The sequence below is a fragment of the Eremococcus coleocola DSM 15696 genome, assembly GCF_000428865.1.
Classification (GTDB): Bacteria; Bacillota; Bacilli; order Lactobacillales; family Aerococcaceae; genus Eremococcus; species Eremococcus coleocola.
Genome location: NZ_KE386807.1, coordinates 71,552 through 93,325 on the forward strand (window position 1 = coordinate 71,552; position 21,774 = coordinate 93,325).

General features: G+C 37.9%; 14 protein-coding genes. 2 read left to right on the forward strand and 12 right to left on the reverse strand.

The window, feature by feature from the left end; all coding sequences use genetic code 11:
• Positions 1-26 precede the first annotated feature (26 nt).
• The 10 genes from addA to tig form a co-directional block, all read right to left on the reverse strand.
• Positions 27-3,992: a helicase-exonuclease AddAB subunit AddA gene (gene addA, locus G396_RS0108915; RefSeq protein WP_028125763.1), complete on the reverse strand. Its 3,966-nt coding sequence runs from the start codon at positions 3,990-3,992 to the stop codon at positions 27-29.
• Positions 3,973-7,563, reverse strand: a complete 3,591-nt coding sequence (locus tag G396_RS0108920; RefSeq protein WP_028125764.1) for a PD-(D/E)XK nuclease family protein — start codon at positions 7,561-7,563, stop codon at positions 3,973-3,975. Before G396_RS0108920 ends, addA begins: the two co-directional genes overlap by 20 nt.
• Positions 7,564-7,752: 189 nt before the next feature.
• The gene (gene pepT, locus G396_RS0108925; protein ID WP_006417602.1) at positions 7,753-8,985 is read right to left on the reverse strand and encodes a peptidase T; all 1,233 of its coding nucleotides are present in this window, start codon (positions 8,983-8,985) and stop codon (positions 7,753-7,755) included.
• A 17-nt stretch (positions 8,986-9,002) separates the two neighbouring features.
• Positions 9,003-9,818, reverse strand: coding sequence for a Nif3-like dinuclear metal center hexameric protein (locus G396_RS0108930; protein ID WP_006417433.1), 816 nt, complete (start codon positions 9,816-9,818; stop codon positions 9,003-9,005).
• Positions 9,805-10,530 (reverse strand): tRNA (adenine(22)-N(1))-methyltransferase, encoded by a 726-nt coding sequence (locus G396_RS0108935; protein ID WP_028125765.1) that lies wholly within the window; start codon positions 10,528-10,530, stop codon positions 9,805-9,807. Before G396_RS0108935 ends, G396_RS0108930 begins: the two co-directional genes overlap by 14 nt.
• A gap of 96 nt (positions 10,531-10,626) precedes the next feature.
• Positions 10,627-11,757 (reverse strand): RNA polymerase sigma factor RpoD, encoded by a 1,131-nt coding sequence (rpoD, locus tag G396_RS0108940; RefSeq protein WP_006417608.1) that lies wholly within the window; start codon positions 11,755-11,757, stop codon positions 10,627-10,629.
• 10 nt (positions 11,758-11,767) lie between these two features.
• Positions 11,768-13,621, reverse strand: coding sequence for a DNA primase (dnaG, locus tag G396_RS0108945; RefSeq protein WP_028125766.1), 1,854 nt, complete (start codon positions 13,619-13,621; stop codon positions 11,768-11,770).
• A 17-nt stretch (positions 13,622-13,638) separates the two neighbouring features.
• Positions 13,639-14,235 (reverse strand): ribosome biogenesis GTP-binding protein YihA/YsxC, encoded by a 597-nt coding sequence (gene yihA, locus G396_RS0108950; RefSeq protein WP_028125767.1) that lies wholly within the window; start codon positions 14,233-14,235, stop codon positions 13,639-13,641.
• A 19-nt stretch (positions 14,236-14,254) separates the two neighbouring features.
• Positions 14,255-15,502 (reverse strand): ATP-dependent Clp protease ATP-binding subunit ClpX, encoded by a 1,248-nt coding sequence (gene clpX / locus G396_RS0108955; protein ID WP_006417597.1) that lies wholly within the window; start codon positions 15,500-15,502, stop codon positions 14,255-14,257.
• 105 nt (positions 15,503-15,607) lie between these two features.
• On the reverse strand, positions 15,608-16,891 hold the full coding sequence (gene tig, locus G396_RS0108960; protein ID WP_028125768.1) for a trigger factor: 1,284 nt from the start codon (positions 16,889-16,891) through the stop codon (positions 15,608-15,610).
• 223 nt (positions 16,892-17,114) lie between these two features.
• Between tig and recU the strand changes: the two genes are divergently transcribed.
• Together recU and G396_RS0108970 are read left to right on the forward strand one after the other, a co-directional pair.
• The gene (recU, locus tag G396_RS0108965) at positions 17,115-17,744 is read left to right on the forward strand and encodes a Holliday junction resolvase RecU (RefSeq protein ID WP_006417603.1); all 630 of its coding nucleotides are present in this window, start codon (positions 17,115-17,117) and stop codon (positions 17,742-17,744) included.
• 2 nt (positions 17,745-17,746) lie between these two features.
• Positions 17,747-20,248 carry a transglycosylase domain-containing protein gene (locus G396_RS0108970; RefSeq protein ID WP_028125769.1) on the forward strand — a complete coding sequence of 834 codons (2,502 nt, stop codon included), beginning with the start codon at positions 17,747-17,749 and terminating at the stop codon, positions 20,246-20,248.
• Between the two features lie 144 nt (positions 20,249-20,392).
• On the opposite strand, the gene nth is transcribed toward G396_RS0108970, so the two are convergent.
• On the reverse strand, positions 20,393-21,028 hold the full coding sequence (nth, locus tag G396_RS0108975) for an endonuclease III (RefSeq protein WP_081683582.1): 636 nt from the start codon (positions 21,026-21,028) through the stop codon (positions 20,393-20,395).
• 22 nt (positions 21,029-21,050) lie between these two features.
• Positions 21,051-21,758: a DnaD domain-containing protein gene (locus G396_RS0108980; RefSeq protein WP_028125771.1), complete on the reverse strand. Its 708-nt coding sequence runs from the start codon at positions 21,756-21,758 to the stop codon at positions 21,051-21,053.
• Between the last annotated feature and the right edge of the window lie 16 nt (positions 21,759-21,774).

Sequence of the window (21,774 nt, forward strand, 5' to 3'; positions counted from 1 at the left end):
TTTATAACTAAATAATGCTTTTCATCTTATGCAAAAGAATAAAAATCATCCATTTTTACAATTTCTTTAAAGTCTAGCAGAACCATATAAACCGCGGTCACCGGCTTATGCTTAGCAAGTTGCAAAGCATGTCTATAAATTGAAAATTGAAATTTGTATCCATCCTTAAGCCGGTCAATTTGTTCTTGACGACTATAAGCAGCCAAGTCACGGAACCGGTTCGTTTTATAATCAATCAGAATAATTTGATCCGCTAATTCGATATATAAATCGACCACCCCATGGATCAATAATTGTTCTTGGTCCAAACTTTGAATATCTAACTGATCAAATTGGCCAGCAAACATTTTTTTAGCCGGTAGGAGTAAGGAGAAGGCTTGCTCTTTTTTTATCTGCTCTTGTCTCATCCGTAATTGCTGGGCTAAATCAGATTGGATAAACCACATGATGGATTCTATTTGTGAGTCAGGTAGTTTTCTTAGTTGGTAGTCCCCTTCCATTTGATCAATTACATACTTAAGTTGCATGGATGAGTCTGCAGACTCTACTTCAAGGGCTTGCCATGGTAGTAATTGTAAATACAGGTGGGTCAAAGACCCTATTTCAGTCGCTGATATTGTGCTTTCACTCTCGATAAAACTAGGACTTTTAAAACTATCCTGGGTATAACGAATCCCTTGGATTTGGTCATGGCCTGCTTTGGACGCTTGGGGCCGGCGGTCCCGGTAATAGGAGAGGCTCAAATTATCAGGTTCCTCATAGAGTCGTTTTAACTCAGAAACTGACTGATAAGATGAAGTACGACTAGCCAGCTGATGTGGATAATCAAAGTCTAGGGCTTGACTTTGATTTGTGGAAATAATGCTTGGTTCTGACTCGATATTTGCTATTTGGCTATCTATCCAGCTTAAAGGATTAAAAGACTGATGGGCTGATTCTGCCATATTAAGTTCGTAACCAGTTTGAACTAGGTCTTCTTGATGTTTAAATTCAATCATTAACCGGTCTAAACTAAAATCATCACTATAATTCTCGTGCTGACTGTCAGCTACCGCCAAAGCAATCTGGATCCAGTCCAACCACGATTTTGCCCCCCTACGGTATGCAGAGGCAGCGACTAATTGGTCTGAAGGCGTCATCGTCCTAATCTCAGCTATTTTTTGCTGCCACTTACGTTCATTAGCAATCGAACCGACAATCACCAATTTTTGTTCGCACCGAGTTAAAGCCACGTATAGCTTCCGCATCTCTTCTGCTTTTAACCGCTCAATGGTTTCTAATTGAAAGGCTTTTTTTATCAAGGATGGAAATTGTTGCATTGAATTTAAATCATAATAATCACTTGCAATACCATACTGCTTAGATAATAGGACCCGACTTTTACCATCACTTAAATTAAATTGTTTGCCGGTATTTAGTAAGTACACGATTGGATATTCCAAACCTTTGGAGGCATGAACTGTCATAATCCGAACAAAATTTTCGTCTTGATCTAAGACTAAGGGTTCGGCTAAATCTTTCTCTTCTTTAATAATTTGTTGAATATAATACACGAAATTTGCTAAACCACTATAGCCAAGTTTATAAAAATCTTGAGCGCGGCTGGTTAGAGCACGTAAATTTGCCATTCTCTGTTTGCCATTAGTTAATAAGGCAACATAGTTTAGATATTGACTATCAAGATAAATGGTCCAAATCAAGTCCTCTAAGGGCAGTGTTTTTGATAAATGGACCCAATTTTTATAGTTTACTAAGAAAGATAAACCTTTATTTTTAATATGCTTAAGTGACTCATCGTTAACCTGGTCATCATGCACTAATTGCAAAAAAGCTGCATAAAAAGAACCCTGCGGTTGATATATTCGTATTTGGGCTAAGTCTTCATCCGTTAGACCAACAAAATAGGATTTTAAAATTGCAGCAAAGGGTATATCTTGATATGGATTATCGATAACTTGTAGCAGAGCCAAGACTAATTGAATCTCAAACCGTTGGAAATAGTGTTCTACCTTTTGTGCCTTCAATGGGATTTCAGCTTCTTGAAATTGATTCACAGCCGCGGCAAATGGTCCCCGGGTAGCTGATAAAATCACAAAATCCTTGTAGGTCACTGGCCGCTTAGCATAAGTTATTTGACCGTTTGCTTTCTTAATTTCTTTACTTTTATCATATATTAACTCCCCTACTTGAACGCGCGCTTTGATATCGGCAATCACCAATGCAATTTCAGCCTCTACTGCTGCATCAAAAACTGGACCATCCATAACGCCTAATTCAAGGGTTTCATCCGCTTGGTCTACCTCTTCAGCTTCTTCTTCCTCGCTGTCTGTTTTTACATTTAGGAGTAGTTTCAATTGAATTTCTCCCTCATCTGCCTCAATAAAGGATGGGTTAGCTGTCACCAACCGTTCAGCCGTTTGATAATTCATTTGTCCAAAATTAAGGTCCATGATGCGTTCAAAGATAAAGTTGGTAAACTGGAGCAAATCATGACGGGATCGATAGTTTTTATTTAAAATAACGAGTTGTTCTGGGTTAGTGACCTCTTGATAACTTAAGTATTTATTTAAAAATAGTTGGGGTTCAGCCATCCGAAAGCCATAGATTGATTGCTTAACATCGCCAACCATAAACTGATTATGAGTTAAATCTGGGCGATAGTCATGCGCCAGCCAAGCTAAAATTTCAGCTTGAATTTCATTTATATCTTGGTACTCATCGACTAAAATTTCTTTAAAAGTAGCTTGATAAGTTAATGCGGCTAAGGAAGGCTTTCTTTCTTTAGTCTCAGGATCTATTGGAGCTAGAATATCCAAAGTTAAATGTTCTAAGTCATTATAGTCAATCAGATTCTGACTTTGTTTCAATTCGTTTAACTCTGTTATAAAATTCTGACATAAAATCATTAACTTGGAAAGTGGAGGTCGATTCATAACTTCCACTTTCATTTGGTCAGCCACTGGATAAGGGAAAAGCGTTTGAACCTGATTTTTGATTAGATTCTTGGCTTGTTCTCTTAAGCTCTTAGCTTCATCAACCAAGTCTTTTTCTTCACTAACAGCCTTGACCACCCGAGGCCAAGTATCATACGTTAAAGTTTGAATTTGATTAATGAGACCCACAGCCGCTGTGTCGGCCAGTAACGCTTCTAAAAGCTGATTAACCTGATTTAATTCATTTTCTAACAATGGCTGATAACGTTCAATGAGTGGATGGCTCCCCCCTGCAATTAAATGAAGGGCTTCTTCTAAATACATTCGCCCAGCTTGTAAATTTTCTCTTAGTACAGGTAAAAAGTTCTGCTTAAATAAATCAGATTCCAGAAAATTATCTGACTGAGCTTGAGTTTGGTCAGCTTGGTCTAACCAACTTTGCGGATCCTTCTGCGCCATGGCAAAACGATAAATAGTCAAGACGCGGTCAAATAAGTTTTGGTCAGACCGGCTGTTGCCATGAATTTTAACTAACTTCAAATAGTCTTCTTGACTTAAATTAGGTAAGACAGATCCGTTTGGAACCATAATCTTCTCAATTAAATTTTGCCAAGCTTCTTGATAAAGTAACAAAAGCCGGGTTTCATCGGTCACCAATTGAAAATTAGCTTCAAAATCTGTCAAATAATAAAATGTTTCGACAACTCTTAAACAAAATGAATGCAAGGTACGAATATTAGCTTGGCTCAAGAGTTGAATTTGTTTGGTTAAGCCTTGTTGTTCAACCGGATCCAAGGTTTTATTTACCGCTGTTTTTAAACGGGCCGACATTCTTTCTTTCATTTCTCTAGCCGCTGCTTCCGTAAAAGTTACCACTAAAAAATCTTCGATCGAGTAGCCCTGGTAGATTAATTTCGTCATAATTCGTTCGATCAAAACCGCAGTTTTACCCGATCCGGCTGAAGCAGCAACCAGGATATTAGACCCATCTTGGTGAATCGCCTCCCATTGCTCATCATTAAAACGAGAATTTTCTGGTTTAATTGGAATCTTTGTCATGCTTTTCCTCCTTTAACATCGCCTCTAAATCAAGCTGGATTGCCCCTAAAGCTTCCTTATTTGATACATTCATATGTCGATACCTCGCATAATGCTCTGTTGCATCAAAGGCAGACAATAAGCGATAAGGATAGGTTAGAGAGGGAGTATGACTTAATTCTTTAAAAGGGCTTAGATGAATATCCCCTGCTAGAATCTTACGCCCTGCTTCCTGAATTAAAGCCTGGTTATAGGTTAAGACCAACTTCATAGTCTCCTCGTCAAAATATGACGAATTGGCGCTATAATTGCCATCTTTTTTCACCTGAACAGGATAGACTTGACTTGCCTGTCCCGGTTCTAGGCTAACTTCAATCTCCCTGAGCTTTTCGCTGTCTTGGCTGATAAAGCCTGAAAAACGATGTGATTCCAAGGGATTTTGTGCTTGGTTTGGATTATCAAGTAAGAAAAGATCTATTTTCTTGGATTCAAATTTTCTACCTAAACTTTGGTAAAAAGCCCCCAAGGCTTGAGAGTTTGGATAATTTGCTAAAGCAACTGAAAGATAGGTGACAATCTGAAGGTCCAAACCATAGTAAAGATTTTGTAATTTAAACTCTTTATTACCTGATTTGTAGTCAATCACGCTTAAATAATCCTGCCCTTTGCGTGAAAGTGTATCGATGCGGTCAATTTTTCCGGTTAACCGAATTTCCTGATTGTGACCTAAAGGATAAGCTAAACCTTTAAAATCTTGACGACGGCCTGGCCCAAATATCAATTCCGTATGTAAAGGTTGATTGCCAGTTAAATGGGCCACGGCTAAGTGGTTTAGTAAGACCTGGCTAATGTCCGCTTGCATTAATTGTTGTAAAGCCCGGTTTACGGCAGAAGCTTGGAAAATTTGGTTAGCTTCTATTTCATTAAAGGCTTGAAGCTGATGGTCAAGTAAAATTTGAAGCTGGTCAGGACTCAGATCTTTCAAATGAATTTCTTCTTCAATTAATTGCGACAGAGTCCTATCTAAGATCTCATGATAGTAGTTTCCAGCAACCATAGGATCCATTAAGAACTGGTCGCGTTCTTTTAAGCGTAGTCCATATTGGAGAAAATGAGAATAAGGGTCTTGGAAATAACTTTCTAGACGGGATACCGAAGCAACAAGGGGATTGCCATAAAGTGCAACTGCAGTCTCCGCTTTAATCTGATCCGGTAAGGACTGATTTGTCTTAGCTCTAAGGACTAAATCTTTGATCGCACCCCAAATCAAACCATTCTGCCTATCCCAATTTAGTAATCTCCCTAAGCTTAGCCGTAAATCTTGAGCATGGGCCTGACCTTGCTGACTCTCTGTATCTAAGCGGGTTACGCCCTCTAAAAAATTCATTTTTTGAATAGCAGGACTTGAGTAGACTAATGCCCGACCAGAGTTAGAATCAAGTGGTGGCCACCCTTCTTTAAATTGATGTGTCTTCATTAATTGACTAATAAAAGGTGACCAAGTTTGATTCTCTTCATTGACGTCTTGATGGTAAGCAAAATAAAACCGATCACTTGCCCGAAAAAAGAGTTGATAAGCCAAGAAGAACTCCCGATGGTAAGCATCATCTTCTAATAAGCTCAAATGCTGATAGACCAACATTTTGTCATTCATCGCCTGACGTTGTTGGCGGTTTAAAAATGATTCCTGGACTTGTATTAAAGGAAGTTGGTCCTGATTTAAATCTAAGACAAAACAAATCTTGGCTTGGCGAATTTGAGGACTCTCAATATTAGTAAACCGCACCTGGTCTAAAGTTGGTGGAATTATGTTGAAACTTGACTTTTTTAAGCCTTGAACCAATAAATCTTTAAATAAATCAAAAGATATTTTTTCATTTTTAAAAATAGTGTAAAATTCTTCCAATAATGCCATCAAGGAATCCCAGACTTGCTCATAATGGCGGGAGGCTGCGAGTTGCCCCTCTTCTATGGCTTCATCTCGTAATTCTATAAGACTTTCTTTTATCTTTAATATCTCTAAAAACTGGTAAAACCAAGTGACTGCATCGCCACCTGTTAAAGTTTCTTGGGACCATCTTTTTAGTGGCTCAACCAATTGCCTGTTTATACTTTGCCGTCCTAGCTCAGCCAATTCACCTAAGCTTATGTCAGTGGCTACCCCATAAGGATCTACCATCTTTTGATCTTGATTGGTAAAATGCCATTGAAAAGATTCTTGACTCATGCGGTAAGAGAAGTAACCATTTGCAATCAAAATATTTTCTAGTTGATTCACCCCATTCTCATATTCCGCATCTGTCTTAATGCCTAGTGAGGTTAGATCAAGCTTAAAGTATTGTGATTTCAGTAAGTATAGTAAATCACGGTCTTTAAAATGATATGCCTTTAAGTTTAACAGGGATTCAAAAAAATCAACCAGTGAATGTTTAGCCATAGTCTCAGCATGGTCAAAAAACAAGGGAATCTCATTTAAACTAAAGTACAAAGGCGCTAAAGTCCTGTACTTATCTAAATTTCGCGCTAAAACTAAGATGTCCGAATAACGATATCCTTGTTTCATTACTAATTTACGAATTTCATTGGTCACCGCCATTAATTCAGCTTCCTGACTCGCAAATGCTTGAAAGAAATGATGGTCTTGAGACAGTTTCGGCTGATACCCATTTGTTTGCATTAATTGTATGTCTTTAAATGAAGCCCCTACCTGCATAATTGATGGCAAGGTATCAAGGTTAGTTTCATTGATATCCCAATCAGGTAAAACCTCAATGTTTAAGCTAAGGATTAAATCTTTGATTGAGCGATAGCTTGCTCGCGGTAAATTAATGACTGGATTGTATTGTTGTGATAAGGCTTCTTGATGACTTAAAGGCAGGGTTAACCAGACTTTCTGACAATAGCGGGCGAATTGGGCTAATAAATGACTCTCACGAGCGTTTAAATGATAATGTTGGTCCATAATCAGATAGGTATCTTTAAAGCCTTCAGCCCCCTTTTTTGTAAGGATTTCTTCCAATTGTTGATAAATGACATAGTCATCCAATTGTAAGCGGGAAATTTCTTCTAAAAAGGATTGATATAAATCACTTAATTCCTGAATTTCTCTTTCTTCCTGATTTTGAATTAAAGAATTATCATGGTCTAACCTGGCTAATAGCAAGTCAGTGGCAGTGACCTGAGCTTCATATAATTCTTTAAACTGTTGCAGCAGTTTATCCAGAAAACCCTGGCGATCAATTTGACGACGGAAAACCTGCAAATGGTCTGCTTGCTGTCTGACAACTTGTCGCAAAATCATCGTCAAGCCTGTATCTGTAATTGATTTTTGTTGGTACTTTTTATCTTGGTCAAGATACCACAGTAAGCGTTTAAAACTTAAGACTTGGATATCAAGCATGGCAGCCTGCTCACTCTGATGATAGTCTTGCAGATAACTTAATACATATTCCTCGGCATCAAATTTAATATGCTCAGGTACAATATAATATAATTTTGCCTGTGCATCTTTTTGCTTGATTGACATAAAATTATCTAATAGACGTTTGGCTTTTTGACTAGCTAACTGACCGGTTACAATTTGAAAAGCCATAATTTCACCTCACCTTTTCCTAAGTTTAAGTATATCAAGACCAGTAATTTTCGTCTATTCAAGGTGTCTCTTATTTCTCTATACCCAACAATTTTGTCATCAATAATAAAAAATCCCAAAAATAAAGGAGCAGGCTTTTTTGGCCACCCCCAAATTTTTGGGATTGATTCATTGATACTGGACCACTTACTATTTAGCGTTTAATTCAATAATTTTAACAATAGTTTCGGTAGCTTTAATCATTGATTCAACTGCCACAAATTCAAAACGTCCATGCATATTTTCACCACCAGCAAAAATATTTGGCGTAGGGATTCCCATAAAGGAAATCTTAGACCCATCAGTACCACCACGAATACCATGTATTTGTGGTTCAATACCTAGTTCCTTCATAGCTTGTTCAGCAATGTCAACCGGAGTCATGTCTTTTTCAATCACTTCAGCCATATTATAGTATTGGTCAAATAAATTTAGACTAATTGGATCAGTTGGATAATCAGCATTGACCGTTGCAACAGCTTTTTCCACTAAAGCTTTCCGTTCTTCAAATTTTTCACGGTCAAAGTCCCGAATAATCATAGATAATTGGCCTTCTTCTTCCGTCGCATTCATATATTGAATATGGAAGAAGCCTTCTTTACCTTCGGTCATTTCAGGAACTTCATTTTCAGGGAATTGATTAATAAATTTATTCAAGACCTTAAGGGCATTGATCATTTTCCCTTTTGCGGTACCTGGGTGAACATTTTTACCTTTAACGGTTACTTTAGCCGCTGCTGCATTAAAGGATTCATATTCCAATTCCCCAACTGGACCACCATCCATGGTATAAGCATAATCAACCGCAAAACCTGGTGCATCAAAGTGATCAGCTCCGCGACCAATTTCTTCATCTGGCCCAAAGGCCACTCTGACTTTACCATGTTTAATCTCAGGGTTTTGAATTAAATATTCCATGGCTGATATTATTTCAGCAATACCTGACTTATCGTCAGCCCCTAGTAATGTCGTACCATCGGTCGTAATTAAGGTTTGTCCGACATAGCCATTCAAATTAGGGAAATCAGCTGGGTCTAATACAATATTCTCAGCTTCATTTAAAACAATGGCACCACCTTGGTAGTTTTCATGAACTTGAGGTTGAACATTGACAGAGTTAAAATCTGCTGTATCCACATGGGCAATAAAACCAATGGCAGGCACATCTTTATCCGTATTCGCAGGTAAAGTTGCAGTGACAAAGGCGTTTTCCGGATTTAATTCAACTTCTTCCATGCCAATTTCTTTTAATTCATCGACTAATAAATTCAATAAATCAAATTGAATGGCCGTTGAAGGGATTGTTTCACTACTTTCATCAGACCGTGTATTAATTTTGGCGTAGCGAATTAAACGTTCTTGGGTTGCTTTAAATAAATCCATAATATAACCTCTCTCTATTAATTAAAGTATTGGAATGGGTTGGTGTTGGCCTTTGAAGCTTGGATGGTCACAGCCCACTGCTTCTTTATTTTAGCCTTTTCTAAGATATCTGTCATCTTTTCTATGAAAATAGCTTCAATATAATGACTAGCATCCACGACTAGCATGCCTGTATCAAGCGCTTGGTGACCCACATGGTGACTAATATCACCTGTGACAAAGACATCCACTCCACTGGCTTTAATGTCTTCTAATTCAGAGCCACCTGCTCCACCGATAACGGCTAGGCTTTGATAAGCAGGTTTTTCTTGGCTTTCCATATAAGTCAGAGAATCCACTTTAAAAGCGGACTTAATTTTGGCCAAAACCTGGGTCCGGGTTAATGGTTGAGAAAAGTGGCCCATCCGAGCTAGGCCTGGATTGCCGCTGACTTCATCTGGAGTCACCGCTTGGATATCCTCTAAATCTAAGGCTTGGGCCAACCAATCATTCATTCCATTCGGGGCCACATCTAAGTTGGTATGCAAAGCAAAAACTTTAATATCATGCTTGATTAATTCAGCATACATTGCCACCTCTGGATCAGCATAGTCAAACCGATTAATACCATGAAAAATGGGTGGATGGTGCATGACAATTGTATCTATGCCTAAATCAATGGCTTCCTGAATAACTTGTGGTCTTAATTCCAAGGCCACTAATATCTTTTTAACAGAGTCACTGGCTTGACCAAAGTGGTTGCCCACCTTATCCCAAGATTCCGCCAAAGATTGGGGATACAATTCATTTAAGAAAGCTTGTAAATTACCATAAGAAATCTTATTGCGTGTCATTGGCTAACTCCTTTTCTATTAATGCTAGATGTGCTTCTAATTGAGCAATCCGAGTTTGATTTTGACTTGCCCCTTGCTTCATTGAATCAATAATATAAGCAGTTTTCTGAGCTTGTCCTTGCCAATACCTTTTAAAGACTGGACTCGCCTCTTGTCTTAAATAGGGACCAAAATTAATGGCTTCTTCGCTTAAAGAACCGACTTGATAATTAGGATTATCATGAGCCACCATCACTTCGTAAATGTGTCCTGCTTCTTCGATGATAGCCTCAGCCAAAATCTCATATTGGTGGCGATCTAACCATCGTCTTAGTGTTGCTTGACCGACATTGGCCTGTAAAAATAAATAATGATTGGGCCTTAAACCTTGATAACCCCGTTCTAAAATCTTAGCGATTAAAGCTCCGCCCATGCCACAAATCGATACGGCATTAATCTTATCCTCGAGGGTTAACACCTCGAATCCATCCCCTAATCTAACATCAATCAATGAATTTAAGCCTTGCTTGGCTACTTCCTGTTGAGCTGAATGAAAGGGTCCTGGCACCACTTCTCCGGCTAAACCATAGTCTATATGACCGGCTAAGCCAAGATAAGTTAATAAATAGGCATGGTCACTCCCAATATCTAATAATCGTCTGGGCTTGGGACTATGTTGAACAATATAGTCAGCTACTTGTTGCAGGCGCTTAGAAAGATGTTGCGAATTCATGGTCTCATCCTCTCAAAGTCTTTTTAAAATCAGAATCATTCATATTTTAATAATTTAACAAAGGCTGGGGCGAATTTGCCTCAGCCTAATTTCAGATTATTCTAAGAAATCTTTTAATTGTTTAGAACGACTTGGATGGCGAAGTTTCCGTAAAGCTTTGGCTTCAATTTGACGAATCCGTTCACGTGTTACCCCAAAGACTTTGCCTACTTGTTCAAGGGTTCGAATATTACCATCATCTAATCCAAACCGTAAGCGAAGAACATTTTCTTCTCGGTCAGTTAAGGTATCTAAGACATCTTCTAATTGCTCTCTTAAAAGCGAAGATGAAGTAAAGGATTCAGGACTCATGGCGCCTTCATCTTCAATAAAATCACCTAGATGAGAATCATCCTCTTCACCAATTGGGGTTTCTAAGGATACAGGTTCTTGGGAAATTTTAAGGATTTCACGAACTTTTTCAGTTGGTAAATCCATTTCCGCCCCAATTTCTTCTGGTGTCGGTTCCCGGCCTAAATCTTGTAATAGATTCCGTTGGACCCGGACTAATTTATTAATAGTTTCAACCATATGGACAGGGATCCGAATCGTCCGTGCTTGGTCAGCAATGGCCCGGGTAATAGCTTGACGAATCCACCAAGTAGCATAGGTAGAAAACTTAAATCCTTTAGTGTAGTCAAATTTTTCAACAGCTTTCATCAAGCCCATGTTACCTTCTTGAATTAAATCAAGGAATGACATACCCCGACCGACATAACGCTTGGCAATCGATACCACCAAACGTAAGTTAGCCTCAGCTAATTCTTGTTTGGCTAGTTCGTCCCCGTCTTCAATTCGTTTAGCTAAAGATATTTCTGCATCAGCTGATAGTAGATCAACCCGACCGATTTCTTTAAGATACATCCGCACGGGATCAGACACTTTTATTTTAGAAGCAGTCGCAGAATTACCTGTGGTTGAAGTATCAACTTTAACTTCTTGAGCTCGCACCATTTGTTGCTTGGTTGGCCCACCGTCATCGCCAACGACTGCGATACCAGCATCTTCGACTTTTTGAATTAACTTATCCATGGCTTCAGCATCTAATTTATAAGGACCAGCAATCTTGTCAGTTAGTTCATCATAATGAATTTGACCAATAAGCTTCTTCTCAGCAATCAATTGTTGGCGGGCTTGATCATAAGACAATGTTAATTCATTTTTTGTATTTTTATTTTCTTCAGCCATCTGGGTCCTCCTAATTTTTAAGTTGGCGCAGCAAATGATTCATCTGAATCATTAACTGATTGGCTTTATTTTTATCCATCTTTTTTTGTGCATCTAATAATTTTTCTTGTAATTCTTTTACTTCCAAGTATTTAAATTCTCGGTCAATCACTTTCAAGCAATCATCCATCAAGGCCAGCGAGAAGGGAATTATTTCACGGTCCCACAAAACTTGAGTGAAGAAGTGATTTAAATCACGGTCCTCAATTTGATCTATAATCCCAGTTAAAGGAAAAGATTGACCACCTTCATAATAAAACGCTTCTAAGGCCATTAAAGCTCTTCTAGCAAAGTCATGAAAAAGCATCGGTGGACTAGCTAAGCGTTCAATATAGGGCCAAGCTTCTTCATAGTAAATCAATAGCATGCATAAAATTTTTTCACTTTCAAAAGCTGCCTGTGACCGAATTTTTAATGGCGAAGCATCAAAGATAAGTTCTTGTGTTAAAGATCCTGTATTACCAGCATCCGCTTGTTCTATCTGCTTCAAGTCTTGCTTAGTAGTTTCTTTTTTTCTTTGATAATCTAAGCGTTCAAATTGTTCTTTTAAAAGATTTTCCGATAAATCAAATTCCTGAGCTAACTCACGAAGTCGAAGTTCTTGCTCAATCTTCATGGGGATTTTTTGAATTTCTTTTAATAAAGCTTGAATATAAAGGGAAAGGTCGCCTTGCTGACTCAGGTCAAAACTTTTGGCTAAATACCTTTTTACAAAGTCATAAGCAGTTTGTGCCTGGTTTAATAAGTCTTGGAAAGCACCTTGACCCCGAGCTTGAATGAATTCATCTGGGTCTTGGCCACCTGGTAAAATAAGTGCTTTGACTTGAATCTCTGATAAATTCTGACTTAAATCGAAGGCGCGTTGGGTAGCTTTTTGCCCGGCTTCATCCCCATCAAAGATAAAGTAAATATGATTGGTCATTTTACTTAATTGAGTCAAATGATCCTGGGTTAAGGATGTCCCCATGGATGCAACCACTTCATGAAAGCCAGCTTGATGAAGGGCAATGACATCCATATAACCTTCACACACTAAGACTTGGTTTTTTTGCCGAATCGAAGCCCTTGCCCCATCATGATTAAAGAGTAATTTTGATTTGTTAAAAATAGCCGTCTCGGGTGAATTTAAATATTTTGCATTGGAATGATCGCCACTTTGATAAACTCGCCCAGAAAAGGCTACGACTTGTCCCCGCATATCTTTTAGGGGAATAATTAACCGACCGCGAAACCGGTCTAAAATCTGGCCAGAATCAGTCTGGTAAAAGATACCTGAAGCTAATAAGTCTTGTTCACTAAAGCCTTCTTTTTCTAGGTAGGCCCATAACAATTCTGATTTATCTGGCGCGGCACCTAATTGAAAGTAATCAATGGTCTCTTGTTTTACTTTCCGCTCCGTTAGGTAGTTAAATGCATCCTGACCTTTTTGACTTTGGGTTAAATAATAATGATAAAAACTAGCCGTTTTTTCATGAATTTGATATAAGCTTTGATACTTTGATTGTTTACTTTGATGGTGAGTAAAAAGGCTTTGATCTAATATGACCCCACCCATGTCCGCTACTTTTTGAACAGCTGCCACAAAATCTAAGCCTTCAATCTCTTGGATAAAACCAAAGACATTGCCCCCCCTACCACAAGAAAAGCATTTATAAATCTGCTTGCTTTCTGACACCGAAAAAGACGGATTTCGATCCTCATGAAAGGGACAAGAAGCCGTGTAATTCGACCCTTGTTTCTTTAGTTGGACATATTGATTTACTACATCAACAATATTAACTTCTTGTCGGACCCTAGTTATCAGCTCTTCTGGTAAATAAGCCAAGCAATCATCCCTATTCTTTACTCATTTTTTAACTGTAAGACGGATGAAATGACATCCCAAATTTCTTCCTTACCATAGCCTTTAGTTACTGAATATGGAAATAAAGCATCAACTGAAGGTAGTTCTAAGGCTTTTTTATACATTGACAAATGTTTATTCCAGGAAGCAGGTTTAATTTTATCTGCCTTGGTTAAGACAATCGCATAGGGTAAGTCTAAGTTTTCTGCAAAGTCCTTCATTTCTCGATCTAAGCGAGTGGGTTCGTGACGCATATCCATTAATAAAAATAATAATTCCATATTTTCACGTTGACTTAGATATTTCTCAATCATTTTTGACCAAGCTAACCTGAAATCTTTTGAAACACGCGCATAACCATAACCCGGCACATCGACAAAACGAAAGGCTTGATTAATCGCATAAAAATTTAAAGTCTGGGTTTTCCCCGGTTGACTCGAAGTACGGGCTAAATTTTTTCGAGCAATTAAACTATTAATAAAAGAAGATTTTCCTACATTTGACCGGCCTGCAAGGGCTACCTCAGGCAGCTGATCTTGAGGATATTGACTAGGATTGACTGCTGAAATGACTAATTCAGCATCATGTACATGCATAAGCCTATCTCCTTTTCAACTATGATATCTTTTTGTTTTCTTGATTATAATATGCTGGCTGGCTATTGGAAACCACATTATCTTTAGTAATGACAATTTTAGCAACATCATCGCGACTTGGGACATCAAACATGACATCAAGCATTACTGATTCAATAATTGACCTTAACCCACGGGCTCCTGTTCCTCGTTCAATAGCCAAGTGTGCAATGGCACGAAGGGCATCTTCTTTAAATTCCAATTTAACATGGTCAATATCGAAAAGTTTTTGGTATTGCTTAACCAAGGCATTTTTGGGCTTAGTTAAGATTTCTACCAAGTCATCTTCGGTCAACTTATCTAGGACTGCCATAATTGGAATCCGACCAATAAACTCTGGAATTAAACCAAATTTTAATAAGTCTTCTGGTGTTGCATGTTGAATTAAGGATTTTGACTCATCGAATTTGCCATTTGAAACCCCAAATCCAATGACTTTAGATCCAAGACGTTCTTTAATGATGGTTTCAATCCCATCAAAAGCTCCCCCAACAATAAACAAAATCTGAGAGGTATCCATTTGAATAAAGTCTTGGTTAGGATGCTTGCGCCCACCTTTTGGCGGAATATTAGCTGTAGTTCCTTCTAAGATTTTTAGCAGGGCCTGTTGCACACCTTCACCTGACACGTCCCGGGTAATCGATACATTTTCACTTTTACGTGAAATTTTATCAATCTCATCAATGTAAATAATTCCTTTTTCTGCTTTAGCCACATCATAATCCGCTGCTTGAACTAGTTTTAAAAGGACATTCTCTACATCCTCCCCAACGTAACCCGCTTCAGTTAGTGTGGTAGCATCAGCAATAGCAAAAGGTACATTCAGAATACGGGCCAAGGTTTGCGCCAAATATGTTTTTCCTGAACCGGTTGGACCAATTAGAGCGATATTTGATTTTTGTAAATCAACCTCATCCTCTTCTTGTTTATCTTGGTTATGCATAATCCGTTTGTAATGATTATAAACTGCAACTGATAAATTTTTCTTAGCTTGTTTTTGTCCCACAACATATTGGTCTAAAATAGTCATAATTTCATTAGGCTTCAAAACTTGAATGTCACCTAAATCTAATTCCATGGCCATTTCTTCGTCAATAATTGATTGACATAGGGCCACACACTCATCACAGATATAAACATCTGGCCCAGCAATGATCTTATTGACCTCATCTTGAGACTTACCACAAAAAGAACAGTGGTAGGACTCCATATTATTAAATTGAACCATAGTAACTCCTTCTTTATTCTATATGCAAAAAAGGGAGCAAGGTCACCTACTGTTCATAGTTGTCCATGCTATCCCTCATTTAATATTGTTTACTATTCTAGTATCTTATTTTTCTTCTAAGGAGTCAACAATTAAGCTCATAGCTTTCTTCATTGTGATATCTGAAGCGAGCATTTGATCATTAACTAATGAGCGAACTTGATCAGCTTCCATATTATATGAAGCAGCCAAATTCTTAACTTCTTCTTCTAATTCTTCTGGACTTGCTTCTAAACCTTCAGCTTTAACAATTGCTTCTAAAACTAAATTAGTTTTGGTTCTTAATTCAGCTTCTTCTTCAAATTGTTCATGTAGGTCATGTTCAGTCGTACCAGTAATATTGAAGTACATTTCAGGTGAAATACCCTGACGACTCAAATTGTTTAGGTAGAAGTCCATTTGACGGTGCACTTCTTCATGTACCATTTCCTGTGGAATACCATCAACAATTTCTGCATTTTCAACGGCTTGACGTAAAGCTAAATCTTCTACGACTTCCTTAGCATGAGCTTCTTTTTCTTCAGTCATTTGCACACGGACTTTGTTCTTGTATTCTTCGAACGTTTCAACTTCTTCATCCGCATCTTTAGCAAATTCATCATCTAATTCTGGAAGTTCTTTAGTTTTTACTTCGTGAACTTTCACTTTAAAGATAGCATCTTTACCTGCTAATTCTTCAGCGTGGTATTCTTCTGGGAAGGTTACTTTAACTTCAACATCGTCACCAGGTTTAGCACCAATTAGTTGATCTTCAAAGCCTGGAATGAATTGGTTAGAGCCTAATTCTAGTGAATGATTAGAAGCCGTTCCGCCTTCAAAAACTTCACCATCAACAGAGCCTTCATAATCGATTACGACAGTATCGCCGTTTTCAGCAGCTGATTCTTTAAGAACTAATTCAGCTAGGGATTGACGCGTTTCTTCAATCCGTTGATCAACATCTTCATCGGATACTTCACGGTCTTGTTTTTCAACCGTTAAATTCTTGTAATCACCTAACTTAACTTCTGGTTTTAAAGTAACATTTGCTTTCATCACCCATGGTTGACCTTTTTCAATTGACTCAATATCAAATTTAGGTTGTCCCACGATATCTAAACCAGATTCTTCAACGGCTTTACCATAAGCTTCTGGTAAAACTGCATTCAAAGCTTCATCGTATAAGGCGGTTTCACCATATACATTATTAAAGATTTTACGAGGTACTTTTCCTTTACGGAAACCAGGAACTGTTACGGTTTTTTTAACTTTGTTAAAGGCAAGATCTAAACCTTTTTTTACTTCTTCAGCTGGAATTTCAAATGTTAAAACACCTTCATTTGAATTCGTTTTTTCAAAATTTACTGTCATCTATTCATAACCTCCAAAAACAACTTTTATATCATACCCAATCATTTTATCGGATATCTAAGCATTTGTAAATATAATATACTTAACTTTCAATGAATAATCAATTGAAACCCGTCAATTTAACGCTTATAATGGATAATGCTAAATAATTTCTAATTTATTCATAAATTCTTCGTAGAGATAGATTATGATTAAGGATGGAAATACTTAAAGGAGGTTAAGCATGATTCAATATCCTGCTGGTCAAGGCCCCCAATCTCATCAAAAACATGTAAAAACCAAAGCAAGCGCTATGAAACAATCAAAAACTATTTATGGTAGTCGCGGCATGACCTTAGAAGAGCGTCTAAATCAGAGCAATGAGTATTATTTAAGTCGAAATATAGCAGTTATCCATAAAAAGCCTACCCCAATTCAAGTTGTAAAAGTTGATTATCCTAAACGAGCAGCAGCTAGGATTACTGAGGCTTATTATCGTCATGCCTCAACCACTGATTATAATGGTATTTATCAAGGATATTACGTTGACTTTGAAGCAAAAGAAACCAAAAATAAGTCAGGGTTCCCCCTTTCCAACTTGCCCCAACATCAACAAGAGCATATGGCTGCATGTCTGGAAGCTGGCGGCTTAGTTTTTGTGATTATTTCTTTTACTGCTTATAATGAAATTTATTTACTCCCCTATCAAATGATTAAAGCTTTCCAAGAAGATTCAAACAAACAGAGTGTTCCCTATAAATATATCAAAGAGCATGGTTATGTTTGTCCTTCCGCTTACCAACCAACTATTAATTATTTAAGTGCCTTGGACGAATTCATCAAGGACAACCATATTGAATTGAAAGGAGTCTGACAATGGCTACTGGTTCAAGAATTGAACGTAAAAAATATCAAAAAAAATCTTCTCGTAAATCTTCTCGTAAATCTTCTAATAAAGGTAGACATATATTAAGAAACATTCTAATTGGAATTTTCGCCATATTCTTCATAATCTTACTAGGTGGCGGTGCTTTATTTGGTTATTATGTTATGCAAGCGCCTGATATTAACCAAGAGGATCTAGTAGGACAGGTTTCTTCAAAAATATATGACCGAGAAGGAAACCTCATTAAAGAATTAGGCGGCCAAAACCGTGACCTCATGACCGCTGACGATATTCCCGAAAATTTAAAGAATGCTGTTTTAGCTATTGAAGATGCTCGTTTCTATTCCCACAGTGGCGTTGATCCCATTCGGATTGTAGGGGCTGTCTTTGCAAATATCCGTGCTGGCGGAATTGCTCAGGGGGGATCTACCATTACCCAACAATTAGTCAAACTATCTGTCTTCTCAACAGACTTTCATGATCAAACTCTAGAACGGAAGGCACAAGAAGCTTGGCTAGCATTAGATGTTGAACGAAAATACAGTAAGGATGAAATTCTTTCACTTTATTTAAACAAACTTTTCTATTCTAATAATGTTTATGGAGCAAAAACTGCCGCTAAACAATTCTTTGGAAAAGATTTAGACCAGCTAAGCATAGCTGAAGCTGCCCTACTGGCTGGTATCCCCCAAGCGCCTTCTGATTATGATCCCTATAGTCATCCAAAAGAGGCAACTGAAAGACGCGATTTAGTATTAGATGTCATGTTAGACCGCAAGTTAATTAATCAAGCACAACACGATGAAGCAATTAATACGTCAGTTTCTGATTCTCTTGTAGCCTTGGATCATTCCAACAGTCAGGAAAAAGACCTTATTATTGATGCATACTTGGCTATGGTGGCGGACGAAGTCAAAGAGAAAATGAACTTAGACATTTATACGGATGGTTTACAAGTCTATACCAACATGGATTATGGTGCCCAAGAACACCTTTACCAAACAGTTAATAATAATGAGGAAATCGGTTTTCCAAATGATTCCATGCAAACCGCCGCTTCGATTATTAACACTTCAAACGGAGAACTTGTAGCTGTCATTGGAGGCCGAAAACAAGAAAATACCATGGCCTTAAACCGTGCTACTGACTTAAAACGATCCATTGGTTCAACGATGAAACCTCTCGCTGATTATGGTCCTGCCTTTGAATACTTAAACTTTTCAACTGGAACTCTAGTTGTAGACGAACCTTATAAATACTCTTCTGGTGCAGAAATATACAATTATGACATGGATTATAAAGGTAAACAAACCCTAAGAGAGGCCTTAGCTGGCTCTAGAAATATTCCAGCCCTTAAGACATTACAAGCCGTTGGCTTAGATAATTCCTACGCTTTCTTACAGAAACTCGATATCAATATTGTAAATGATGATAAAAAAGAGCTCGTTGAAGCGAACGCTATTGGAGGCGAAGTGAGCCCGGTTAAATTATCCGCTGCCTATGCTGCTATTTCTAATTATGGTAAATACCATAAACCCATTACAGTAAACCGCGTTGTGACCGCAGCTGGTACAGAAGAGCGCTTTGAATCCAAAGAAATTCAAGCAATGAAAGACACTACAGCTTATATGTTAGTCGATATTCTAAAAGGAGTGCCAGGTAACTTTGCTTCACGCTCTGCAATTGAGGGCCTACATCAGGCAGGTAAAACTGGGACCACTAACTATACTAATGACCAACTAAACCAATTAGGCATTGACAGCTCAACCTATGCTGCACCCGACGGCTGGTATGCAGGCATAACCCCCCAATATGCGTTTGCAGGATGGGTTGGTTATGATAATCCTTTAGAGGCAGGAAATTATTTAAGTCTATCCGACACAAGTATCCCACAAGCTATTTATAAAGAAATGATTACCTACCTTATGAATGATGTTCCTAATACCGATTGGTTAAAACCAGATAATATCGTTGAGACTGAAATTGAAAAATACACAGATCCAATTCTTTTACCAGGGCCATACACACCTGCCGAAGCTCGTTCAAAGGAACTTTTTATCAAAGGACAAGAACCTAAGAAACAATCACTCGCCTATGGTCGTTATATTGATGCACCAACTAATTTTAATGCACAATATAATCAAGATGATAAGACCATTACAGCAACTTGGGATCCGCTAACCACTTCAAGCGGTCAGTTTGTCTTAAATGTAAATGGGGTTGATGTTTATTCTGGTAGCGATACTAGTGTAACTATTCCGGCAGAAAGCGATGGTGAATATACTCTTCGCTTAACCATTGTCGACGGAAACTCTAGCTCGGACACATTAGTTATTACACTCAATATCTCTGGCAGTGAAGACTCTTCCCAAGAATCTGAATCAATTCCTGATGAGTCTTCAAGCGAGTCCACTAGCATTCCACCATTAGATTCATCTTATCCGCAAGATCCACCAATACCTGATGGTTTTTTTGAAAATGATGAAAATTAATTTTAATGAAGCAAAAAGACTAGGACCAATAATAAGGTCCTAGTCTTTTTTACATATAATTTTGTTGATTAACTTATTGGTAAATAATCATACTATTCCTTTTACAGTAGAAAAAAATACAAATACCTTAAGCACTCATCTTTTTTAATCTATATCAATCTGACTCATATCCACGAATTGGGTCCAATCTTTTACATTTGCTTTAGCATAATACCGGCCAAATAATAATAATAAATGATGGGCTTCAACCCATTGATTTTCTGGTATTAAAGCCATTAAAGCTTTTTCTACTTGGAGCGGACTGGCTGCTTGATCTACCACACCCATTGCCTTAGCCACACGCTCGACATGGGTATCCACCGCAATCGCTGGTTGGCCAAAAGCTTGACCTAAGACCACATTAGCCGTCTTTCGACCAACACCTGGTAAAGACTCTAGATCTTTTCGATTATCAGGTACCTGACCCCCAAAATCTTCAACTAATCTTTTTCCCGTAGCAACTAAATATTTAGCCTTATTATGAAATAATCCTATGGATTTAATATATGGTTCCACTTGGCTGGGACTAGCTTGAGCTAGACTCTGGGCATCAGGAAAACGTTCAAATAAGGAAGGGGTTAATTTATTCACCTGTTTATCAGTCGTCTGGGCCGACAGTAAAACTGCTACTAATAGCTGAAAGGGATTTTCAAAATTTAATTCAGACACCGGATCCTCGATCAATAACCGTAATTGGTCTAAGATTCTAGCCATCCGTTCTTGGGTCATTGTTCCTGCCACTATTATTCAACCTCTTTTTCGTCTATGTATTTAATTCATCCCAATCGTAGAGTGGAATTTCGTAAGCTGATAAGTCCTTTTGATCCTGTTTTTGACTTTGATAATTATTATTAAACACTTGAATTTGAGCTTCTGCTTGGGCAACAGTATGAATATTCTGCTTTTCCCAATTGAGTAAAATTTTATCAATATAGGCAATATTTAAGGCTTGATGAATAGCTGCCTCCCTTAATGCAACTAGCACTAAAGCAGGGGAATACTTATCTTTACTTAGCCAAGCATTAATAGTTTCTAATTCATTTGAATTGACAGGTCGCCCGAATTCTTTTTGAATTTTTTGCACTAGATCCCGACTCTGTTTAACAATAGGCTGAGGCCCCTCATTTTTATTCTTATCATTAAAGTAAGTCTCATCCAAATGTTCAAATAAGGGACGTAAAGTATAATGGTCCGTTTGCTTACCTTGCTTATTCGTTCTTAATTCAATTGATAGGTATTGCTTGGTCAAAAGAGCATCTAATAATTGAAAGACTTTTTGGCTCTCCATACCTAAATGGTTCGAAATGACTTCAATCTCGTCAACTGCCTGGCTTTGAGCAATCTGTGACATTAAATACATAATAAGAATTAATTCATCACCTGATAAATTTAAATCTGCATAAGCTCGGATTAAACGATTCGGTACCAGGGTGAAGCCATCTTTCATCCAATCATAAATTGATGAATTCATTCAAATACTCCTTCAT